This window comes from Leptolyngbya sp. FACHB-1624 (assembly GCF_047649235.1).
Classification (GTDB): domain Bacteria; phylum Cyanobacteriota; class Cyanobacteriia; order Leptolyngbyales; family Leptolyngbyaceae; genus Leptolyngbya; species Leptolyngbya boryana.
Window position 1 is genome coordinate 1,965,823 of record NZ_CP180258.1, and the last position, 16,437, is coordinate 1,982,259.

Consider the following 16,437-nt stretch of genomic DNA (forward strand, 5'->3'; position numbering starts at 1 on the left):
ATGAGGGACTTCAAGCCAAAGGCAGTATCGGATTCTCAAAGTCTCCCATTTTGGGGATTGTAGGGGCAAAGGATCTGTCGCATTGACAAATTAATTTGATATGAGTCCCTTTAGTGGACTTCGCACCGTTAGCCCCGACTCTCAGTCCGGGGGCGGGTGAATGTGTCTCAACGATTACTTTTAAAACATCCTCTTAGTATAAAATGTAACTTACGAGGCTATCTCGACTAATTTGAAGTTATCGTTGATGGATATTGTTCTATCAAATCGAACTGTTTTAGACAAGAAACTGTGGTTACTAATTGACTGGTGTTCAATAAAGAATAAAGAATTCTCACACCACTCTTCTACTGCAAGATTTGTGGTTATGACAGGAAAACTAGCAATAAAATTACCTTTATCGCAGTTCACAGGAACATAACCATGAATTTTCAAATTTCCGAACGACTGGTCAATTTTTACTTCATTGCCTTCGCTATCTACGTATTTGGCTTCACTATGCAATAAAGATGTTTTATCGCAGGAGAGTCTGCATTCACCACTTCTACCACTTTCGAGGTCATACTTTGTATTGTGTATGAGTGTCAGAACACAGAGGATAATTTTATCTCCTTGCTTAGTAAGCTTATCTTCTTCGAATACCAAACTATTATCCTTCATTACTGAAAGAAGTTCGCTTAAGATTTGTTCTTGAGTATATGCTGGAAAACTTGCAATAAAACTTAGTAGATATTGAAGTATTTCTAAGTTAGAACGGCTGATTTTACTATCTCTCAGGCATGCCATTTTACGTTTATTGTCATCCTTAAAAAGATTGTCAATTTTCGACTTTAACCCTCCTTTTGTTGCATTGAATCTATTTCTTAACTGCTGTTCGTCGCATTTATCGACTTGATACTTCATCAATTTCTTAATGTAAGACGGGAATGGAATTGTGATATCTAACCCTAAGCTAGAAAGTGTATATTCCATAAGATATTTTTGAGATAAATAAAACGCTTCTAATGAGCAATATGTTATTCCTTGATTTCTTAAATCATTATGTGCTATGTAGTCTGCTATTTCTCTAAAAATCGTGTAATTGCCTGAGAATGCTCTTAACCCCATAAATAGATGGTCAATAGTACGAGCATCAAATTGCTCAGTAACAATGTCATTTATTGTTTTTTGGATTTTTACTTTTTCGTTGCCTTGAATTTTCATACATTCAACCCTAAAGTGAAGACCTGCACTTTTACAATTCGGCTTTACTAATAAGTAATGCTCTATTTATTCAACCATAAATCATTAATGCCTCTTCAAACTCGGCGTCCCAAAATGATTCACAGCATGATGTCTAATCCGAATCACTCAAGATTGAGCATTATGATGCTTTTCAAGGAGCAAATTGGTCACAGTAGTGAGTGCTGCATTGACTTCAAAAGTTTCAGCCCCAATATTGAGGGAACAATCTTCCCCTTTATTTCTAGCTTCAACCTGTTGCCGAATGTCGACCTCGAAGAGTTCTTGCGCACGTCTAGCTAATTTTTCCTTAGTGTAACGACGTGCCGGACTACCATATGCTTAATCTTGTTGCAACTTTTCAATTTTGTCTCACTTCAAATCGCTTTCGTTGCTTTCAGCATGTGATACACAATCAACAACTGTGTCATAGCTAACGGGTAGCTCTGAATCATCTCCCCTGTTGTTCCTGAAACTTTTCCTAATTCCGTATCGCTTGTCGGATTACAAACATTCGATAATGCTGGCAGCTCATCACAGATAAAGCGCTCTAAATGCACAACTTGATCCTTCGTGGCATGTCCATCGATTTCTAGCACATCGACAGGCTTACCCATATCTCGATCGAGTCCTAACCGAATCGCCGATTGCGTAGGCGAATCTTCTCCAACGACCCGCGTTAACTCAGGATGAGGGATCGTCGGACGCAGCACTAATTTCACATCCAATTGTCCATTTGAATCCGTTGTCGATGGGCAAAAACTCACGACTAAATCTGACCAGCTTCGCTGCGGACGAATGTAAGCTTCAGAATCTGGCTCTCGCTTCTGCAACTCTTCTAAAACCTGTTCTTCTGTGTAGCCCCGCTTTTGCGTATCTCGCTTAACTTTCCACTGTGCTCGTAACGTTTCGGGTGGAGCAAGATAAACTTTCACATCGTAAGCGTCTCTTGCCACCCGAGTTGAATATCCAAGCAGTCCTTCTACAATGACAAACTTGCTCGGCTTGATATAAGTTGGGGCTTCAAAGGTTCCCGTCTTATGGCTGTAATTCGGCTTCAGAATCGGCTGCCCCGATCGCAGCAGCGATAAATGCTGCTGCATGATATCCAAGTGATTACAGTCAGGATGCAAGGCTGTAATTCCAATCTGAGCACGTTGGGTGCGATCGTACTTGTGATAGTCGTCTGTACAAATTGTCGTTACATTTTCTTCACCCAACACCTGAGCAATCCCGCGTGTCAGTGTGGTTTTGCCTGCTGCACTATCTCCCACAATGCCGAGAATGATTGGACGCGACATGATTTCTCCTAGGACTTCACAAGGGCAATCTATCCTTGTAAGGAAAGCACTAATCTCCCTAAATGGAAAGTGACGTGAATCAAATCTTTAAGAAGATTCAGTCTCCAGTGACAATCTTTGGCACTTTGAAGAAATCGCCGTCGCGATCGGGTGCACCTTCGAGAATGGTTTCGCGATCGGGATAGGGTTGAAGCCGATCGACTCGCACCACATTCGAGACATCGATCGCGCGTGTGGTGGGTGGTACATCACTGACATCCAACTCACTCAACTGCTCAAAGTAGTCGAGAATATCGTTCAACTGGGTTGTAAATTTCCCCTCTTCTTCAGGAGTCAATTCTAGGCGAGCTAAGTGCGCGACTTTCTGAACCTGTTCGCGATCGATCATACAAACTCTCTCAAACTAAATCGCTTAGAAGTATACATCCATCCCCGATCGACCGGTTGTTTTTAGCCAGTTCTGAGCTTCGATATAGTTGTTCGGAGCTTGTAGAATTGCCCGCTTCCAGTAGTCTGCGGCTTGATCAAAGAATTTGTCGCCTTCGTCGTCGTTGCCTTCTTCTTTGGCTTTCTCGCCCAAATAGTGATAAATCACTGCAATGTTATTCAAAGCTTGAGGCAGGCGAGGATTTTCATCAATCGCTTCGTGGTATAGGGTCAAAGCTCTGTCGTGATCCCCATTGCTGGCGTAGATCAAGCCCATGTTGTAGAGAATGTAGCTACGATCGTTAGAATCTTCTTCGAGTTTCAGTGCTTCTTCATAGTTTTCAAGGGCTTCTGCATATTCCCCATCAGCCTGTGCAGACATGCCATCTCGATAATAAGCAAAAGCTTCTTTTTCTTTGCGACTCGCCGGAAAGACCTTCAAGATCAAATCCGCCATGACGGTGAAGCTTTTATCGATGAAGTTGTCGTTACGTTGAGATCTAGGCATAAACGTTTGTTAAATCGTGAGACTGTCTTTCAGTTTAGCGCCTTAATGAACCAGCCCAAGCAATCGATCCGCTCATCATGATGTCACGGAACCGTAGAAAGTCCGGTATCAGGTTCTGCTTCTGTCCCAAAATTGGGTTGAGGAGAGAGCGGAGAGCATGGAACGCTGATGGACTGTCCACCGTCACCGCGTGAATCCATTCGGACGAATAAATAGGCAAGATTGAGATCGTGTAAAGTGCCCGTGACAAACTCAATATTGTCCAACGACCAATATTGTAGAACTTTCAAATCATCAACTGCACTTTCGTAAAATGCCGTAACGGCGGAAGTTGGATAATTGAGTATCGCTTTTGCAAGAAAACTTTTAGGTTGAAGCTTGGTCTGAATCACTTGTTCTTGCATCTGATGAATCACCTGCCTGCGTAACTCTTCTTCCGCAAGTGAGCGAAATGCTTGTTTAACAAGATCTAAGTTCTGCGTAGCAAATTCTAGTGCTTGTGATTGACTGCAAGAAATCCTCTGCTCTAATAACTCTGTCACAGCGCAGTATCGATCGAAAACTTCTGCATAAGGAGCTGTAATCGGAACACCCAGAATTGCAAACGCATCTGACTGCATTATTTTTCACAAAACTCTTTCGTCGATTATAGCGACCTTGAAATTTATAAAGAGGCATATCCCTGGCTACAGCAGAGATATGCCTCTAGTTGAAGTCTAAAATTTCTGAGCAAATCTTACGATCGTACTTGGACTGGCATGACCAAATACGTCATCTTCAAGCTACCCAGTGGCGATAAAATTACTGGACTTGTTGACGTGTTCAATTGCATTTGCACTTCTGCGGTATTGATCGCCTTCAATCCGTCTAACAGATAGCGAACATTAAATGCAATCTCCATGCCTTCGCCCGAAATCTGAGCCGGGATCGCTTCTCGTCCACTTCCGACATCTTGAGCATCTACCGACAAAGTAAGCTGTTGCGCGGCAGGATCAAGATGGACTTTCACAATATTATTCTTCTGATCTGCGAGTACCGAAATCCGCTCTAAAGAACTCAAAAACAATCTGCGATCGATAGTCAATTGATGCGTAAACTGACGTGGCACAAGCTGCCGATAATTCGGATATTGACCTTCTAGCAGTCGGCTCGTCAGACGCTGATCCGCCCACTCAAACACCACTTGACCTTGATCAAAACGGACATCCACCGCATTGCCATTTTGACGATCGAGCATTTTCATCAATTCCTGCAACGCCTTCGCGGGAACCGTAACATCTAATTGTGGCTCGGATTCAGACTTTGCATCTTCCTCGATCGTTTTCACCACAGCAAGTCTGTGTCCATCAGTCGCTGCAAACTCCAAACCGTCCGGCTGTAAGCTCACATGAACTCCCGTCAAAACTTGCTTCGTCTCATCAGCACTTGCCGCAAATAGCGATCCCCGCAGTCCATCTACTAAAGCATCTGCAACGAGATGCGTCTGCTCACCTTCTTCAATCTTCGGCAACTCAGGAAACTCCTCAGCTCCCATTCCCCGAACTTGATAGCGTCCCGATGCAGAAGTCAAAGTCGTGACATGACTGCCTTCAGCATCGCTCTCGATCGTCACATCGCCATCCGGCAAACGCGAGATAATATCGCTCAACAATTTCGCAGGCAGAGTTAACACTCCACTCTCTTCAACCTGTGCCGGAAAGCTTGTTTGAATTCCTAAACTGAGATCAAATGCGCTCAAAATCACACGCTGTGTCGACTGATCCGCTTTCAACAATACATTTGCCAAAACCGGATGAGTCGGGCGCGAAGAAACGGCGCGACTGACAAGAGACAGATGAGAATTAAGATGGGTTTGGGCGCAGACCAGTTTCATGGCAGTAGTCAGGTTATAGGACGAAGAGAAGAGGCTGTGGAAAAAGTAGTAATAGCTCTATATCAAGGGAAGACGTGAACCTTTAGTTCTACATCTAGCGTTTTCATGTGATGCTTGAGCATCGTAACACTAGATAGCCAGATCGATCAAAGATCAAATTTCAAGCTAAATAATATGGTTTTTCAGTACTATTGTACGACCTGTGGAAAATGTGGAAAACTCAGCGATCGACGATTTTTTCACAACAAATACGATCGCAGCCTGTGGAAAAACTTTCCCAGGCTCACATCTCAAGCTAAAATTTCCGCAGATTTAGCCCAATTTCCCACAAGTTTTTCCACAGAAAACTGCAAGTTTTCCACAGAAGCCGTTGATTAATAAGGAAAAACTATAAATTTCAGTAGTTAGATTAGTGTTGATTTGCCATAAAGTACCCTACGCTGAAGGAACGCTCAGGCTTACCCAGCAGTCATACGATCAACTTCTAACGTTTTTCCTCGTATGACAGTTCACACTGATCGCCCTCTTCGCCTTAATCTGCCGACTCTCTGCCCTATGGCTTCGATCGCCCGCAAAAATCTATTTGAAGATATTCCCCGTTTTCTCGTTGCTCAAGCCGGCATTATTTTCGCGGTCAGCCTAGTCACGATCCAGATTGGAATTCTTCGCGGTTTCAGTCGTTCCACCGCTCGCATCATTGATCAGTCCAGCGCTGATCTCTGGGTTGCCTCGAAAGATATTGTCCATCTCGAATTGTCTTCTCCCATGCCTGCTCAGCGCGTTGAAGAAGCGCAGAAAGTTGCAGGAGTTGAGCGTGCAGAAGCGTTAATGATTCGATCGAGTATTTGGCGCGATAGCCAAGGGCGAATTACGCCAATTCGGATTTATGGCTTTGATCCCAATAGTCGGCTGTTTGCAGGTTGGCAAGTGACTCAGGGTAAGCTCGAAGCCTTGAATCAGCCCTACACCGTCATTGTCGATTACAACAGCTTAAAAAATTTGGGACTCCAGGAACTAAACGAGCGCGGCGCAATCGGCGCATTCCGAGCATTACCTGCTCAATATGTAGGCTTGACCCAAGATACGCAGTCGATCGCATCTAGCGCTTTTATCTATACGTCTTTAGAGAATGCAAATGCTTATGGGTTAGGCGGCACAGACACAGGCGTAACCTGCACCCGGCAATCGAACGGCGAAATAGCTTGTACCAGTCAAAATTCTTCTTTCACATCTCCTGACCCAAATCCTGCTGCACCTCGTCGCGTCAATGTCCAAGATCCAATTTCCTTTGTGCTGATTCGGGCGCAGCCCGGACAAGACCTCCAGCAGCTAAAACAGCGATTAGAATCAGCCCTACCGGACACTCGCGTCTATACCCAGTCTGAAATCGCAGAACTGACCCGCTCTTATTGGACGAATCGGACTGGAGTTGGTTTTGTCTTGGGATTAGGTGCAACAGTAGGATTTATCGTCGGCATGGTGATTGTCGGACAGATTTTATATTCATCTGTTTCCGACCATATTCGCGAGTTTGGAACTCTCAAAGCAATGGGCGCGTCAAACTGGATAATCTACAGCGTGATTTTAGAACAAGCGCTTTGGATGGCAGTCTTGGGCTACATTCCCAGTATTGCGTTCTGTCTCGGTTTGGGTATGTGGACACAGGCGGCTCAAGGCATCATGATTTTAATTACTCCCGCCACAGGCGTTGGCATTTTTGTGCTGACGGTTGTGATGTGTGTCGGTTCAGCAATGTTTGCGGTGCAAAAAGTGACCCGAGTCGATCCCGCGATCGTCTTCAAGGCATGAACTCTATGGAATTTCCCTGAAATTGCGAAGATTCAGCGTAGAATCTTGAATAATCATTACGCATCTATACATAGAATGATATCTCTCGCAATCTGGAATGACGCTAATTATTCACATAGCTGTCACATGAATTCATCCCGTAGCATAATTTGACCTCATACAATAGAGCAATAGAGTTTCTCCTTTTTGAAGGTGATGGATCTGCTCAAATTGTTTAACGTTTTGTTGAACCTTGGTACAGACTCGACCCTTTATCTGGAGTTTGGCTCGATCTGCCTGAAGTCATGATCGGAAAAGACTGTTTCGACACTCCTCCACACACCCTCTCCTTATAAACTGTTTTCCTACCGTTTGTTAAACGAATGACTGCAACCCCGATTGATTTGAGTTATCAGACTGAGAGCCGGGTGATTGAACCTTGTTCTAACAGTTTGGATGGAGCAGATAACGCAATTTCTGCCTGTGGAGTAGAAATGGTCTATCAGACTGGTGGCGATCGCTATCATGCTCTGCGCCATGTGGATTTGACAGTGCGATATGGCGATATTCAGCTTCTGATGGGTCCTTCAGGATCAGGAAAGACCACACTGTTGTCAATTTTGGCAGGAATTCTGACTCCCACTGCGGGCAGTGTGCGCTTGCTGGGACAAGAAATCACAAAACTGTCGAGCTCCAAGTTAGCCCAATTTCGCCTCGAAAATATTGGCTTTATCTTTCAAGGCTTTAACTTGTTTCCAGCGCTGAGCGCGATCGAGAATATTGAAGTCGCGCTTAATCTCAAAGGGATTCGGGGATCAGCAGCGCGTCAGCAAGCGATGCAACTGTTAGATCAAGTTGGACTTGCCGATCGAGCAAAATTGCATCCTCAAGATCTCTCTGGTGGTCAGAAACAAAGAGTTGCGATCGCACGTGCCCTAGCTGGAAATCCAACGTTGATCATGGCGGACGAACCGACTGCGGCATTAGATTCGCACAACGGTCATGCCGTAATTGAATTGCTGCGAACTTTAGCAAAAGAGAGAGGGCGGACGGTTTTGATCGTGACGCATGACCCTCGGATTGCGGATGTCGCCGATCACATTGCCTACCTCGAAGATGGGATTTTGACGAATGGCGAGCGATCGGAGATCAGTCGGATGCGAGAGTCTCTGATTGCGAATAACCTATCTTGAGGTGGATCGATTTAACAGGTGAAACCGGATACTTTATTCATGTGAGCAAAACGAGTTGAATAACTACCTAGTTCACAAAGTTGTACCGTTAATTTCTCGCTATACAGAACCCATTAATTAGTTTCAAAAACGCTATATCTAAACCCCAAAGCGCCGTCTTGTATGATGGCGCTTTTTAACGTTTTCTTGCCTGAATGACCTGAAGACTTCCACCTGCATAAAGCTGTTGGGTTTGAATTTCAAATCCAATTTCTTCTAGTAATTCGATCAGATTAGTTTGAATCAATTGCCAAGCGGTTTCTGTCTCAAATAGCCAGAAAAATATCGCGAGTCCAGGAATAAAAATCGGATTCGTCGGAGCATGGAAATCGACCATTGTAAACACGCCCTGCGGTTTCAAAACTCGATGCACTTGTTCCAAAATTTGCCGTAATTGTTGAGGCTGCATTTCATGCATCGCTGCACTGGTATGCACTAAATCAAATGATTGATCCGGTAATGGATTCTGCTCGGCAAATGCCTCAACATATTCTGCTTCTGGAACATTCTTTTTCGCGCGTTGAATCGATAAAGGAGAGGCATCTAAGCCTGTCACATGGCGCGATCGCTGCACCAAAAATTGCGTAGTCTGCCCACTGCCACAGCAGAGATCCAGCACTTTCGTCTCTGGCTCGATCGTCAATCCCTGTAAGGCTAATTGTCGAAATCGGGCTTCTCCGCCAACACTCAATGCTGCAATCCTCGAAATCCCGTCATACAGCCATTGATATTGATAACTCCAATCTCTCAAAATCGTTGCCATCATTCACCTCGCATTCGCTTCAATGCATGATCAACTGCCATTTGCTGATCTCGTTGCGTTATCCATTGATGATAAGTCCGCGTGTGAACCAGTACCGAATGCCCCATCATTTTTGCTGCTACCGTATCCGACAGCCCAAAATGAATCGTTCTGACTGCCCAAGCATGACGTAAATCGTAAGGAGAAAAGGGCACACCATACCGCCGAAATTGTGCCGTGACCCGTTGCCCAACTTGTCGCAACGTGGTCTTATTTAAGGCTGTTTCAACAGGTGGGAGTTGAATCTCTCTTAAATTAAAAGTTTCAATCCACTCTGGATAAAACGCCCAAACCTGATGGCTTCCCGTTTTTGTTGTGGGCAGAACTTCGATCGAGGTTTCCCCGCGCTTTAACCCATTCAAATTGCAGTAAAACACCTCATGATTTCTCAATCCAAACGTTGCCATCATTCCATACACAAATTGCCAACCTGGATTCGGGATCTTTTCCCAGGCGCTCAAAATTTCCTGATCAGAGGGCAACGTGCGGGCTTGAGTTTTGCTCGCGCCATATCCGCCGGATAGCTTTTTCAGATCTTTGGGCAGCGTCAGGTTGAGAAATTCGGCAAATGCGCTGAATGTGGTGCAGCAGAGTTGGCGGCTTCGGGAATTAAGGGGGATAGATTCAACGGTTTTGTAAATCGCTTCGATCAGCGTAAGAGTGGGAGACTCAGCCGCGATCGCGCTTAACTTCCGTAGATACGGGGCATAAGCGCTAGACCAAGTGGTTTTCGTCGCAGCAGGATTGATGGCTCGCTCAGGCTGATTTAAAAAGTCTTGCTCAAAGGCGGCAATCTGCTGGCTCAGATCTTGCTGGCTCAATCGCTTTCCGTCTGTGAAGCTCAGGTACTCTCGCCAATCGAATTGATTTTGAATTAACTGGGCGGCAACGATTTTTGCTTCTTGCTCGATTTGCTTCAATCCTGCCGTCGTCGCTGGAATTCCTAAACTCAGACGCTGTTGATACGGGCGTAATTTAGAACTTCCAGGACGCGGGGGCAAAGTTCCTCGCAGCGCGAGTTTTACGCCACGCCGCTCGATCTGAAGTCCGAGTTGGGCTGCTTTGAGACGTTGATTCGTCTGAACAATTCGAGCATCTAAATCTGCCATATGCGATCGCAAAAAGCCTGAAACACCAAAACGATAGAGCCTGCAAATCAAGAATCTGTGCTGTTGTCTAACCTATTCCAGTTCAAATCTAGACTCTAAAAGCGACCCTTTTGTCAAGGATTTCATTCTAATGGGGGTTGAGCAAATGTTAACCCCAGTTGATATTTGTTCAGAATGTTCAATATGATCGAATTTTTCGCTGAGATTTAGTTAATTTGCTTCGGTGTAGCTCAGATTTTATTGTTAAAATCGGTAACGAAGCTGAGAATAAACAAGGATTTAATATCGCTATGGGTCGAGTAGGGGTCTTATTACTGAATCTTGGGGGACCGGATAAGATCGAAGATGTCCGCCCCTTTCTGTACAACTTATTTGCTGACCCGGAAATCATTCGTCTGCCGTTCCCGTGGTTGCAGAGTCCATTAGCCTGGTTGATTTCGACCCTACGCGCAAAGCGATCGCAAGAAAATTATATGCAGATTGGTGGCGGTTCTCCGCTGCGTCGCATTACCGAAGAACAAGCACAAGCCCTGCAAGACCAACTGCGCCAGCGCGGACAAGACGTGAGCGTTTATATCGGAATGCGCTATTGGCATCCGTTTACCGAGGAAGCCATTTCTCGGATCAAGCGCGACCAAATTGAGAAATTAGTGATTTTGCCGCTCTATCCACAGTTTTCGATTAGTACCAGCGGCTCCAGCTTCCGACTTCTAGAACAGCTTTGGGAACAAGACCCGGTGCTTCAGAAGATCGACTACACCGTGATTCCAACTTGGTACGATCGACCTGGCTATCTCGCCGCCATGGCAGACTTGATTGCCCAAGAGATCGACCAATTTGAGAAACCTGAAGATGTGCATGTCTTCTTTAGCGCACATGGCGTTCCGGTGAGCTATGTCGAAGAAGCAGGCGATCCCTATCAGCGCGAAATCGAAGAATGTACGTCGCTGATCATGAAGACGCTCAATCGATCGAATCCGTATACCTTGGCATATCAAAGTCGAGTCGGTCCGGTTGAATGGCTGCAACCTTATACCGAAGAAGCGTTAGAAGAGTTAGCGGCTGAAGGGGTCAAGAACTTAGCCGTGGTTCCGATTAGCTTTGTCTCTGAGCATATTGAGACGCTGCAAGAAATCGATATGGAATATCGTGAGATCGCTGAAGAAGCTGGAATTGAGAAATTTGGACGGGTTCCTGCTTTGAATACGCATCCCATCTTTATTCAAGAATTAGCAACCATGGTGACGGATGCGTTAAATGCGCCGTCTGTCCATTTTTCAGAAGTGGCTCATCCTCAGAAGCGAGTCAAGATGTATCCCCAAGAAGGTTGGGAATGGGGCATGACGACTTCAGCCGAGGTCTGGAATGGGCGAGTTGCGATGATCGGGTTAATTGCTTTGGCGATCGAGATGCTCTTAGGGCGCGGTCCACTGCACGCTTTCGGGTTACTCGGCTAAGACAGGAAGCTTGATCGTGAATTCTGTTCCGACAGCGGGAGTAGATTCACAGATCAGCTTTCCTTGATGTTTTTCCACAATAATCTGGTGAGCGATCGCCAGCCCTAAACCTGTCCCTTTGCCGACAGGTTTTGTTGTAAATGAGGGTTTGAAAATATCTTGCTGAGTGGCTTCGCTCATGCCAATGCCGTTATCTCGAATGCGGACGATCGCAGTACTGTCTTGAAGTTCAGTGATGACATGAATCTGGTTCGGATTCGCGGCAATCTCCTTGTAAGAACGACCTTGATTTGCTTCTTCGATCGCATCGATTGCGTTGGCTAAGAGATTCATAAACACCTGATTGAGTTGCCCTGGATAGCACAGTACAGGTGGAAGATCTGCATAGTCTCGGGTAATTTGAATCGCAGGACGCTCGGGAGTGGGATTGAGTCGATGTTGTAACAACAGCAGCGTACTGTCTAATCCGTCTTGCAGATTTAGCTCGATCGTATTGTCGTTGTCGCTGCGAGAAAAGGTTCGGAGTGCTCGACTGATATGATTCATCCGCTCGGTTGCAACTCCTAGTGTACTGAGCAATCGAGGCAAATCCTGCATCAGAAAAGGGAGATCAATCTCTTCAGCATTGTGAACGATCGCTTCGGCAGGATTGGGATAGTGCTGTTCATAGAGATGCAGATGGTGGATTAGACGTCGGAGATAGCGCTCTGCATGTCTGAGATTACCCGTCATTGAGTTGAGGGGATTATTGATTTCATGTCCGATGCCAGAGACAAGTTGCCCGAGCATCGACATTTTTTCTTGCTGAACCAGTTGGAGTTGAGCCTGTTGGAGATCGTTGAGCGATCGCGAAAGTTGATGCGTTCGTTCTGCGACCCGCTGTTCTAATTGCTCATTCAGGTCTTTGAGTTGCTGAGTTTGGCGGCGGAGTTTGATATGGGTTTTCACTCGCGCCAGCACTTCGACTTGTTGAAATGGTTTCGTAATGTAGTCGATTGCACCCAAGTGAAGTCCTTTGACTTTATCCTCGGCATTTGCCAGTGCAGTCATGAAGATAATCGGAATTTCTTGGGTGAGGGGATTGGATTTGATGCGATCGCAGGTGGCAAATCCGTCAATGCCCGGTAGGAGTACATCTAACACAATCAAATCTGGCAAGATAGTTTCGAGTTGCTGTAAAGCATCTTCGCCGCTTTTAGCCGACAAGACAGAGAATCCTGCTGTTTCAAGCACATCTGCTAAGATACGCACATTCGTTGTGCTATCGTCCACGATTAAGACTAAATTTTGGTCAGACATTTCAACAGCTTCCTACCTCTGCATTACGATATCCGCGTTCGTCTATTTTGGCTGAGTTATTTCGTAAGAAATTGACTCAGATCATCGAGAAATTGGCTCAGATCATCTGGTATCGCATTCCAGGCACTTGCGTAATTAAGCCGAGCAATTCTAGATGCATTAATGAGCTAGAGACGGATGCTGTTGGCATTTCCGCAGTTTGGACAATCAAATCAAAAGAAACAGCCGCGTGCTCAGAGCGTTGTGCGATCGTGTGAATGGTCTGCAACACTTTTGCAAGGCTGGGATCTAAATTCGCCAGCGTCAGTTCGATATCCGGATTTTGCGGCTGATCGAGGGCTGGAATCGTGCCAATCATTTCTAAAAATTGTGATGTCCCTAAAATGATTTGTGCGCCTTTGCTGATCAGGGTCAGACAGCCGATCGCATTCGGGTTATCCAAGCTGCCCGGCAGTGCGTACACATCTCGTCCATAATCATTGGCAAGATTTGCGGTGATCAGTGCGCCTGATTTTTCTGGGGCTTCAGTCACGATCAGGGCGCGGGATAATCCGGCAACGATGCGATTACGCTGAGGGAAATGTCTGCGATCGGGCTGAGTTCCGGCGGGATATTCGCTTAACGCTAATCCGGTTTTGAGTAACTGATGGTAGAGTTGGCGATTTTTGTAGGGATAAACGACATCTACGCCTGTTCCCAGAATGGCCACTGTTTTGCCCCCGGCTTCTAAGCAACTCTGATGTGCCTCGGTATCGACTCCCGCTGCCAGCCCGGAGATCACGATAAACCCGTTATTGGCTAGAGTTGCGCTGAGTTTTCGTGTCCAACGTTTGCCATATTCGGAAGGTTGGCGAGTTCCAACGAGAGCGATCGCGCTTTGGCGATCGAATTCTCGAATTAGCTCGATTTGCCCTCGATAATATAAAACTGGAGGCGGGTCAGGGATTTCAAAGAGTAATCGAGGATAGTCTGGATCGGCGGGAGTGAGAAAATTTTGGGATTGATCTAGGCGATCGACTGAAATTTGATCGCGACTTGTACAAATTGCGATCGCGCTTTGCGCTCCGATGCCCTCGACTTGAAGCAATTCTTCAGGTTTGGCTGTCCAAGCCGTTTTCAAACTGCCAAATTGAAGGTAGATGCGTTTCTGCAAGATTGGACCAACTCCTGCAACTCGCGACCAGGCTAACCAAAACGCACGTTCCTCACTCAAGCATCGATCCTCAAATCATGAAATCAGTGTTCCCGCACTGATCCCCAAGGTCAAAATTCGTTTTTGAGATCGTAAGTTTTCCGACGGCAAAAGCTGGCATTTTAGAAGCAAGCTGTTTTGCGATCGTCAGGCTTGCTTATGCTTGAGGTATTCAAATACGCTTTTATCTCCGATATCGGGAGGGATGGGTTGAATCAGTTTTCGGATTGCAAATATAGCAAATAAGACTGCCCAACCGCCCAGTAAAACTTGCTCCCAGACCAAGGGCAATATGCCACTTAAATGCCCAAGCAGTAATGAAGGCACGATCGGAGTCAGAAATTTGGTCTCAAAACGATTAAAACAGAATGCTTCTTTAAAGAAAATTCCAGTCAAAGCAGCGAAGGTAAACCCGATGCCAAAAATGGTGATCGGATGCTGATACACATACAGTGCGAGCGGTTCAGAACTCAGCAAGAGCATTCCAATCGAAGCCACTCCGCCAATTGCCCAGAATGCCTGAAGTGCGAGGTGCAACGGTTTCAGGTAAATATGAATCGTGAATAGGCTCACGCCTAACGCCGTCCAAAATACAAAGTAAAGCGGCGTTATCCAGGCAAATTTTTGCGAGAATGCTAGTCCAACCGCGATCGCAAAACTCAAAGCAGCGATCGCTAATCCGCTGCGATAAAGGATCACGCCCTGGCGATCGTGATCATCAATGCTAAATTCTCCGAACTGTCCTTGGTATACGATCGGCTCTTGAGTTTGCATAGGACATTCATAACTCGATTTGCTCTATGCTACTGCGATTCTGCCTGTTCGTCCTCAAGCGCCTGAATGGCTAGCAATAATTCTTCTTCTTGTGCTTCAAAGTCTGCTTCAGAAATCTCGCCCATATCAAACGCGAGCTGTAATGCCAGAAGTCGCTTACTGAGATTTTCGGTTTGATCGAGTTCTGTATCGACTCGTTCTTGAATCTGTTCTGCAATCCAACCAATCCCAGTCACAGGCGCAAATAAAAGGCGTAAAACCATAGAATTTACTCCCGCTCGAATTGAGCAAAGTTATACGGTGCAGTGAAATCGTTGTATCGAATTTTCAAGCGCCCGTCGAATTGTTGATCTAGTCTTTCCACGGCTTGACTAAATTCTGATTCGGATTCCCACGGAATCAGGTAGGCAGCGTTGTAAATCATCGCTTCAGTCAGGACATCGTTCTCAACAACCTCGATCGCCATTGCATTCAAAGTGGTTTGAAACTCAGTAATAATGGCTTCGCGTCGATCGCTCATCGCATGTTCGATCGCTTGCCCGATGCGGACAATTTCATCCATGCTCAGCGATTTTCCTTCTAAGCTATCGCGCTGCTCTCGAAGTTCAGCATTCTCTGCCATCAACGCTTGTAATTCTTCGGCACTGTCCCAAAACAGTTTGATACTAACTTCGCGCCGTCCATCTAGCTTTTCAAATAGAGTTTTTAAATGGTCAAAATGCGGAGCAGTAAGTTGATCGGAGACGGTTTCCCAAGTCTCGATCGTTAATCCAAACTGAAGCGGTAAAAGTGTCCGATAGCCTGCCTGCATTGCTTGCTCTAACACTTTTTCATGCCCAAGCAGGTTCCGACGACTCGCGAGATAGCGTTGCTGCTGTGCTTCCGAGTAGAGGAACGCAAACCCATCTACAATCTGAGTCTGTACAGGTTTTTGATCGAGTCCTTGCAGGTCGAGATCTTGAGGACCGGGAGCGGGGAAAATGCCGTACAAATATAAATTGCTCATCGTTTCAACCGGGGCTAAATGGGCTTTGCAGTCAGAACTAGCTGGAGTTTTGCGTGAATCAGATCGATTTGAGCGAGACCGAGATCAACATTGCCTTCGAGAACGACACCTGTGTTGAGTAAGCGATCGAGCAACTCTAAAATCGTTGGACTGGTCGATCGTTCTCCAGGATAGTACCCGCCCTGTTTCGGAAGTAATGTGCCAACTTCACCGAGATCAATGTTGAGATCAGCCGGATCAATCTCAAATACATCGCACAATCGCAATACTTGTGCTTCGAGTTGACGAAGACTATCTGCGGCGCGATCGAGATCCTCATCACTCAGATCTCCGCTATCCATCCGACGAATCACTTGCGCTTCCATCAATTGCCGAATCAGTTCGACTACTGTAAGAAGCAAGGGAGCAAGACCTGCATCGGGCTTAGCTTTCGGGGCAAGAGAAGACAT

The 16,437-nt window shown here is 45.9% G+C and carries 17 protein-coding genes; 3 read left to right on the plus strand and 14 right to left on the minus strand.

Translation table 11 applies throughout. The features are described from left to right. Nucleotides 1–210 precede the first annotated feature (210 nt). From ACMUEV_RS09110 to dnaN, 6 genes are all read right to left on the minus strand, one after another. Nucleotides 211–1,203: a hypothetical protein gene (locus ACMUEV_RS09110; RefSeq protein ID WP_190651254.1), complete on the minus strand. Its 993-nt coding sequence runs from the start codon at nt 1,201–1,203 to the stop codon at nt 211–213. A gap of 395 nt (nt 1,204–1,598) precedes the next feature. Beyond that, nucleotides 1,599–2,522 carry a phosphoribulokinase gene (locus ACMUEV_RS09115; RefSeq protein WP_017289421.1) on the minus strand — a complete coding sequence of 308 codons (924 nt, stop codon included), beginning with the start codon at nt 2,520–2,522 and terminating at the stop codon, nt 1,599–1,601. A 97-nt stretch (nt 2,523–2,619) separates the two neighbouring features. Then, entirely contained in the window at nt 2,620–2,910 is a 291-nt protein-coding gene (gene gatC / locus ACMUEV_RS09120) for an Asp-tRNA(Asn)/Glu-tRNA(Gln) amidotransferase subunit GatC (RefSeq protein ID WP_190651256.1), read from the minus strand. Nucleotides 2,911–2,934: 24 nt separating this feature from the next. Next, entirely contained in the window at nt 2,935–3,456 is a 522-nt protein-coding gene (locus tag ACMUEV_RS09125; protein ID WP_017289419.1) for a photosystem I assembly protein Ycf3, read from the minus strand. A gap of 83 nt (nt 3,457–3,539) precedes the next feature. Then, a complete protein-coding gene (locus ACMUEV_RS09130; protein WP_190651258.1) occupies nt 3,540–4,076 on the minus strand; it encodes a hypothetical protein in 537 nt (178 codons plus the stop codon). Between the two features lie 116 nt (nt 4,077–4,192). Continuing rightward, on the minus strand, nt 4,193–5,329 hold the full coding sequence (gene dnaN, locus ACMUEV_RS09135) for a DNA polymerase III subunit beta (protein WP_017289417.1): 1,137 nt from the start codon (nt 5,327–5,329) through the stop codon (nt 4,193–4,195). A 555-nt stretch (nt 5,330–5,884) separates the two neighbouring features. On the opposite strand from dnaN, the gene ACMUEV_RS09140 reads away from it, so the two are divergent. Further along, nucleotides 5,885–7,138 (plus strand): FtsX-like permease family protein, encoded by a 1,254-nt coding sequence (locus tag ACMUEV_RS09140; protein WP_190651260.1) that lies wholly within the window; start codon nt 5,885–5,887, stop codon nt 7,136–7,138. 362 nt (nt 7,139–7,500) lie between these two features. Beyond that, on the plus strand, nt 7,501–8,310 hold the full coding sequence (locus tag ACMUEV_RS09145; RefSeq protein WP_190651262.1) for an ABC transporter ATP-binding protein: 810 nt from the start codon (nt 7,501–7,503) through the stop codon (nt 8,308–8,310). 175 nt (nt 8,311–8,485) lie between these two features. Here the strand turns inward: ACMUEV_RS09145 and ACMUEV_RS09150 are convergent, their stop codons facing one another. Together ACMUEV_RS09150 and ACMUEV_RS09155 are read right to left on the minus strand one after the other, a co-directional pair. Beyond that, entirely contained in the window at nt 8,486–9,115 is a 630-nt protein-coding gene (locus ACMUEV_RS09150) for a class I SAM-dependent methyltransferase (protein ID WP_415354757.1), read from the minus strand. Next, nucleotides 9,112–10,260, minus strand: a complete 1,149-nt coding sequence (locus tag ACMUEV_RS09155; protein WP_190651266.1) for a site-specific integrase — start codon at nt 10,258–10,260, stop codon at nt 9,112–9,114. Before ACMUEV_RS09155 ends, ACMUEV_RS09150 begins: the two co-directional genes overlap by 4 nt. A 290-nt stretch (nt 10,261–10,550) precedes the next feature. On the opposite strand from ACMUEV_RS09155, the gene hemH reads away from it, so the two are divergent. Next, on the plus strand, nt 10,551–11,717 hold the full coding sequence (hemH, locus tag ACMUEV_RS09160) for a ferrochelatase (protein ID WP_017289411.1): 1,167 nt from the start codon (nt 10,551–10,553) through the stop codon (nt 11,715–11,717). Here the strand turns inward: hemH and ACMUEV_RS09165 are convergent. The 6 genes from ACMUEV_RS09165 to ACMUEV_RS09190 all read right to left on the minus strand — a co-directional run bounded on the left by ACMUEV_RS09165 (nt 11,706) and on the right by ACMUEV_RS09190 (nt 16,437). Then, nucleotides 11,706–13,016, minus strand: coding sequence for a sensor histidine kinase (locus ACMUEV_RS09165; protein ID WP_190651267.1), 1,311 nt, complete (start codon nt 13,014–13,016; stop codon nt 11,706–11,708). The two genes, hemH and ACMUEV_RS09165, sit on opposite strands and share 12 nt — an antisense overlap. Before the next feature lie 97 nt (nt 13,017–13,113). Beyond that, the gene (gene dprA / locus ACMUEV_RS09170) at nt 13,114–14,229 is read right to left on the minus strand and encodes a DNA-processing protein DprA (RefSeq protein ID WP_190651269.1); all 1,116 of its coding nucleotides are present in this window, start codon (nt 14,227–14,229) and stop codon (nt 13,114–13,116) included. A 126-nt stretch (nt 14,230–14,355) separates the two neighbouring features. Next, a complete protein-coding gene (locus tag ACMUEV_RS09175; protein ID WP_190651271.1) occupies nt 14,356–14,982 on the minus strand; it encodes a DUF2301 domain-containing membrane protein in 627 nt (208 codons plus the stop codon). A gap of 29 nt (nt 14,983–15,011) precedes the next feature. After that, nucleotides 15,012–15,245 carry a gas vesicle protein GvpG gene (locus tag ACMUEV_RS09180; RefSeq protein ID WP_017289407.1) on the minus strand — a complete coding sequence of 78 codons (234 nt, stop codon included), beginning with the start codon at nt 15,243–15,245 and terminating at the stop codon, nt 15,012–15,014. A gap of 5 nt (nt 15,246–15,250) precedes the next feature. After that, nucleotides 15,251–15,988, minus strand: coding sequence for a GvpL/GvpF family gas vesicle protein (locus ACMUEV_RS09185; protein WP_190651274.1), 738 nt, complete (start codon nt 15,986–15,988; stop codon nt 15,251–15,253). Between the two features lie 14 nt (nt 15,989–16,002). Next, nucleotides 16,003–16,437 (minus strand): gas vesicle protein K, encoded by a 435-nt coding sequence (locus ACMUEV_RS09190; protein WP_190651276.1) that lies wholly within the window; start codon nt 16,435–16,437, stop codon nt 16,003–16,005.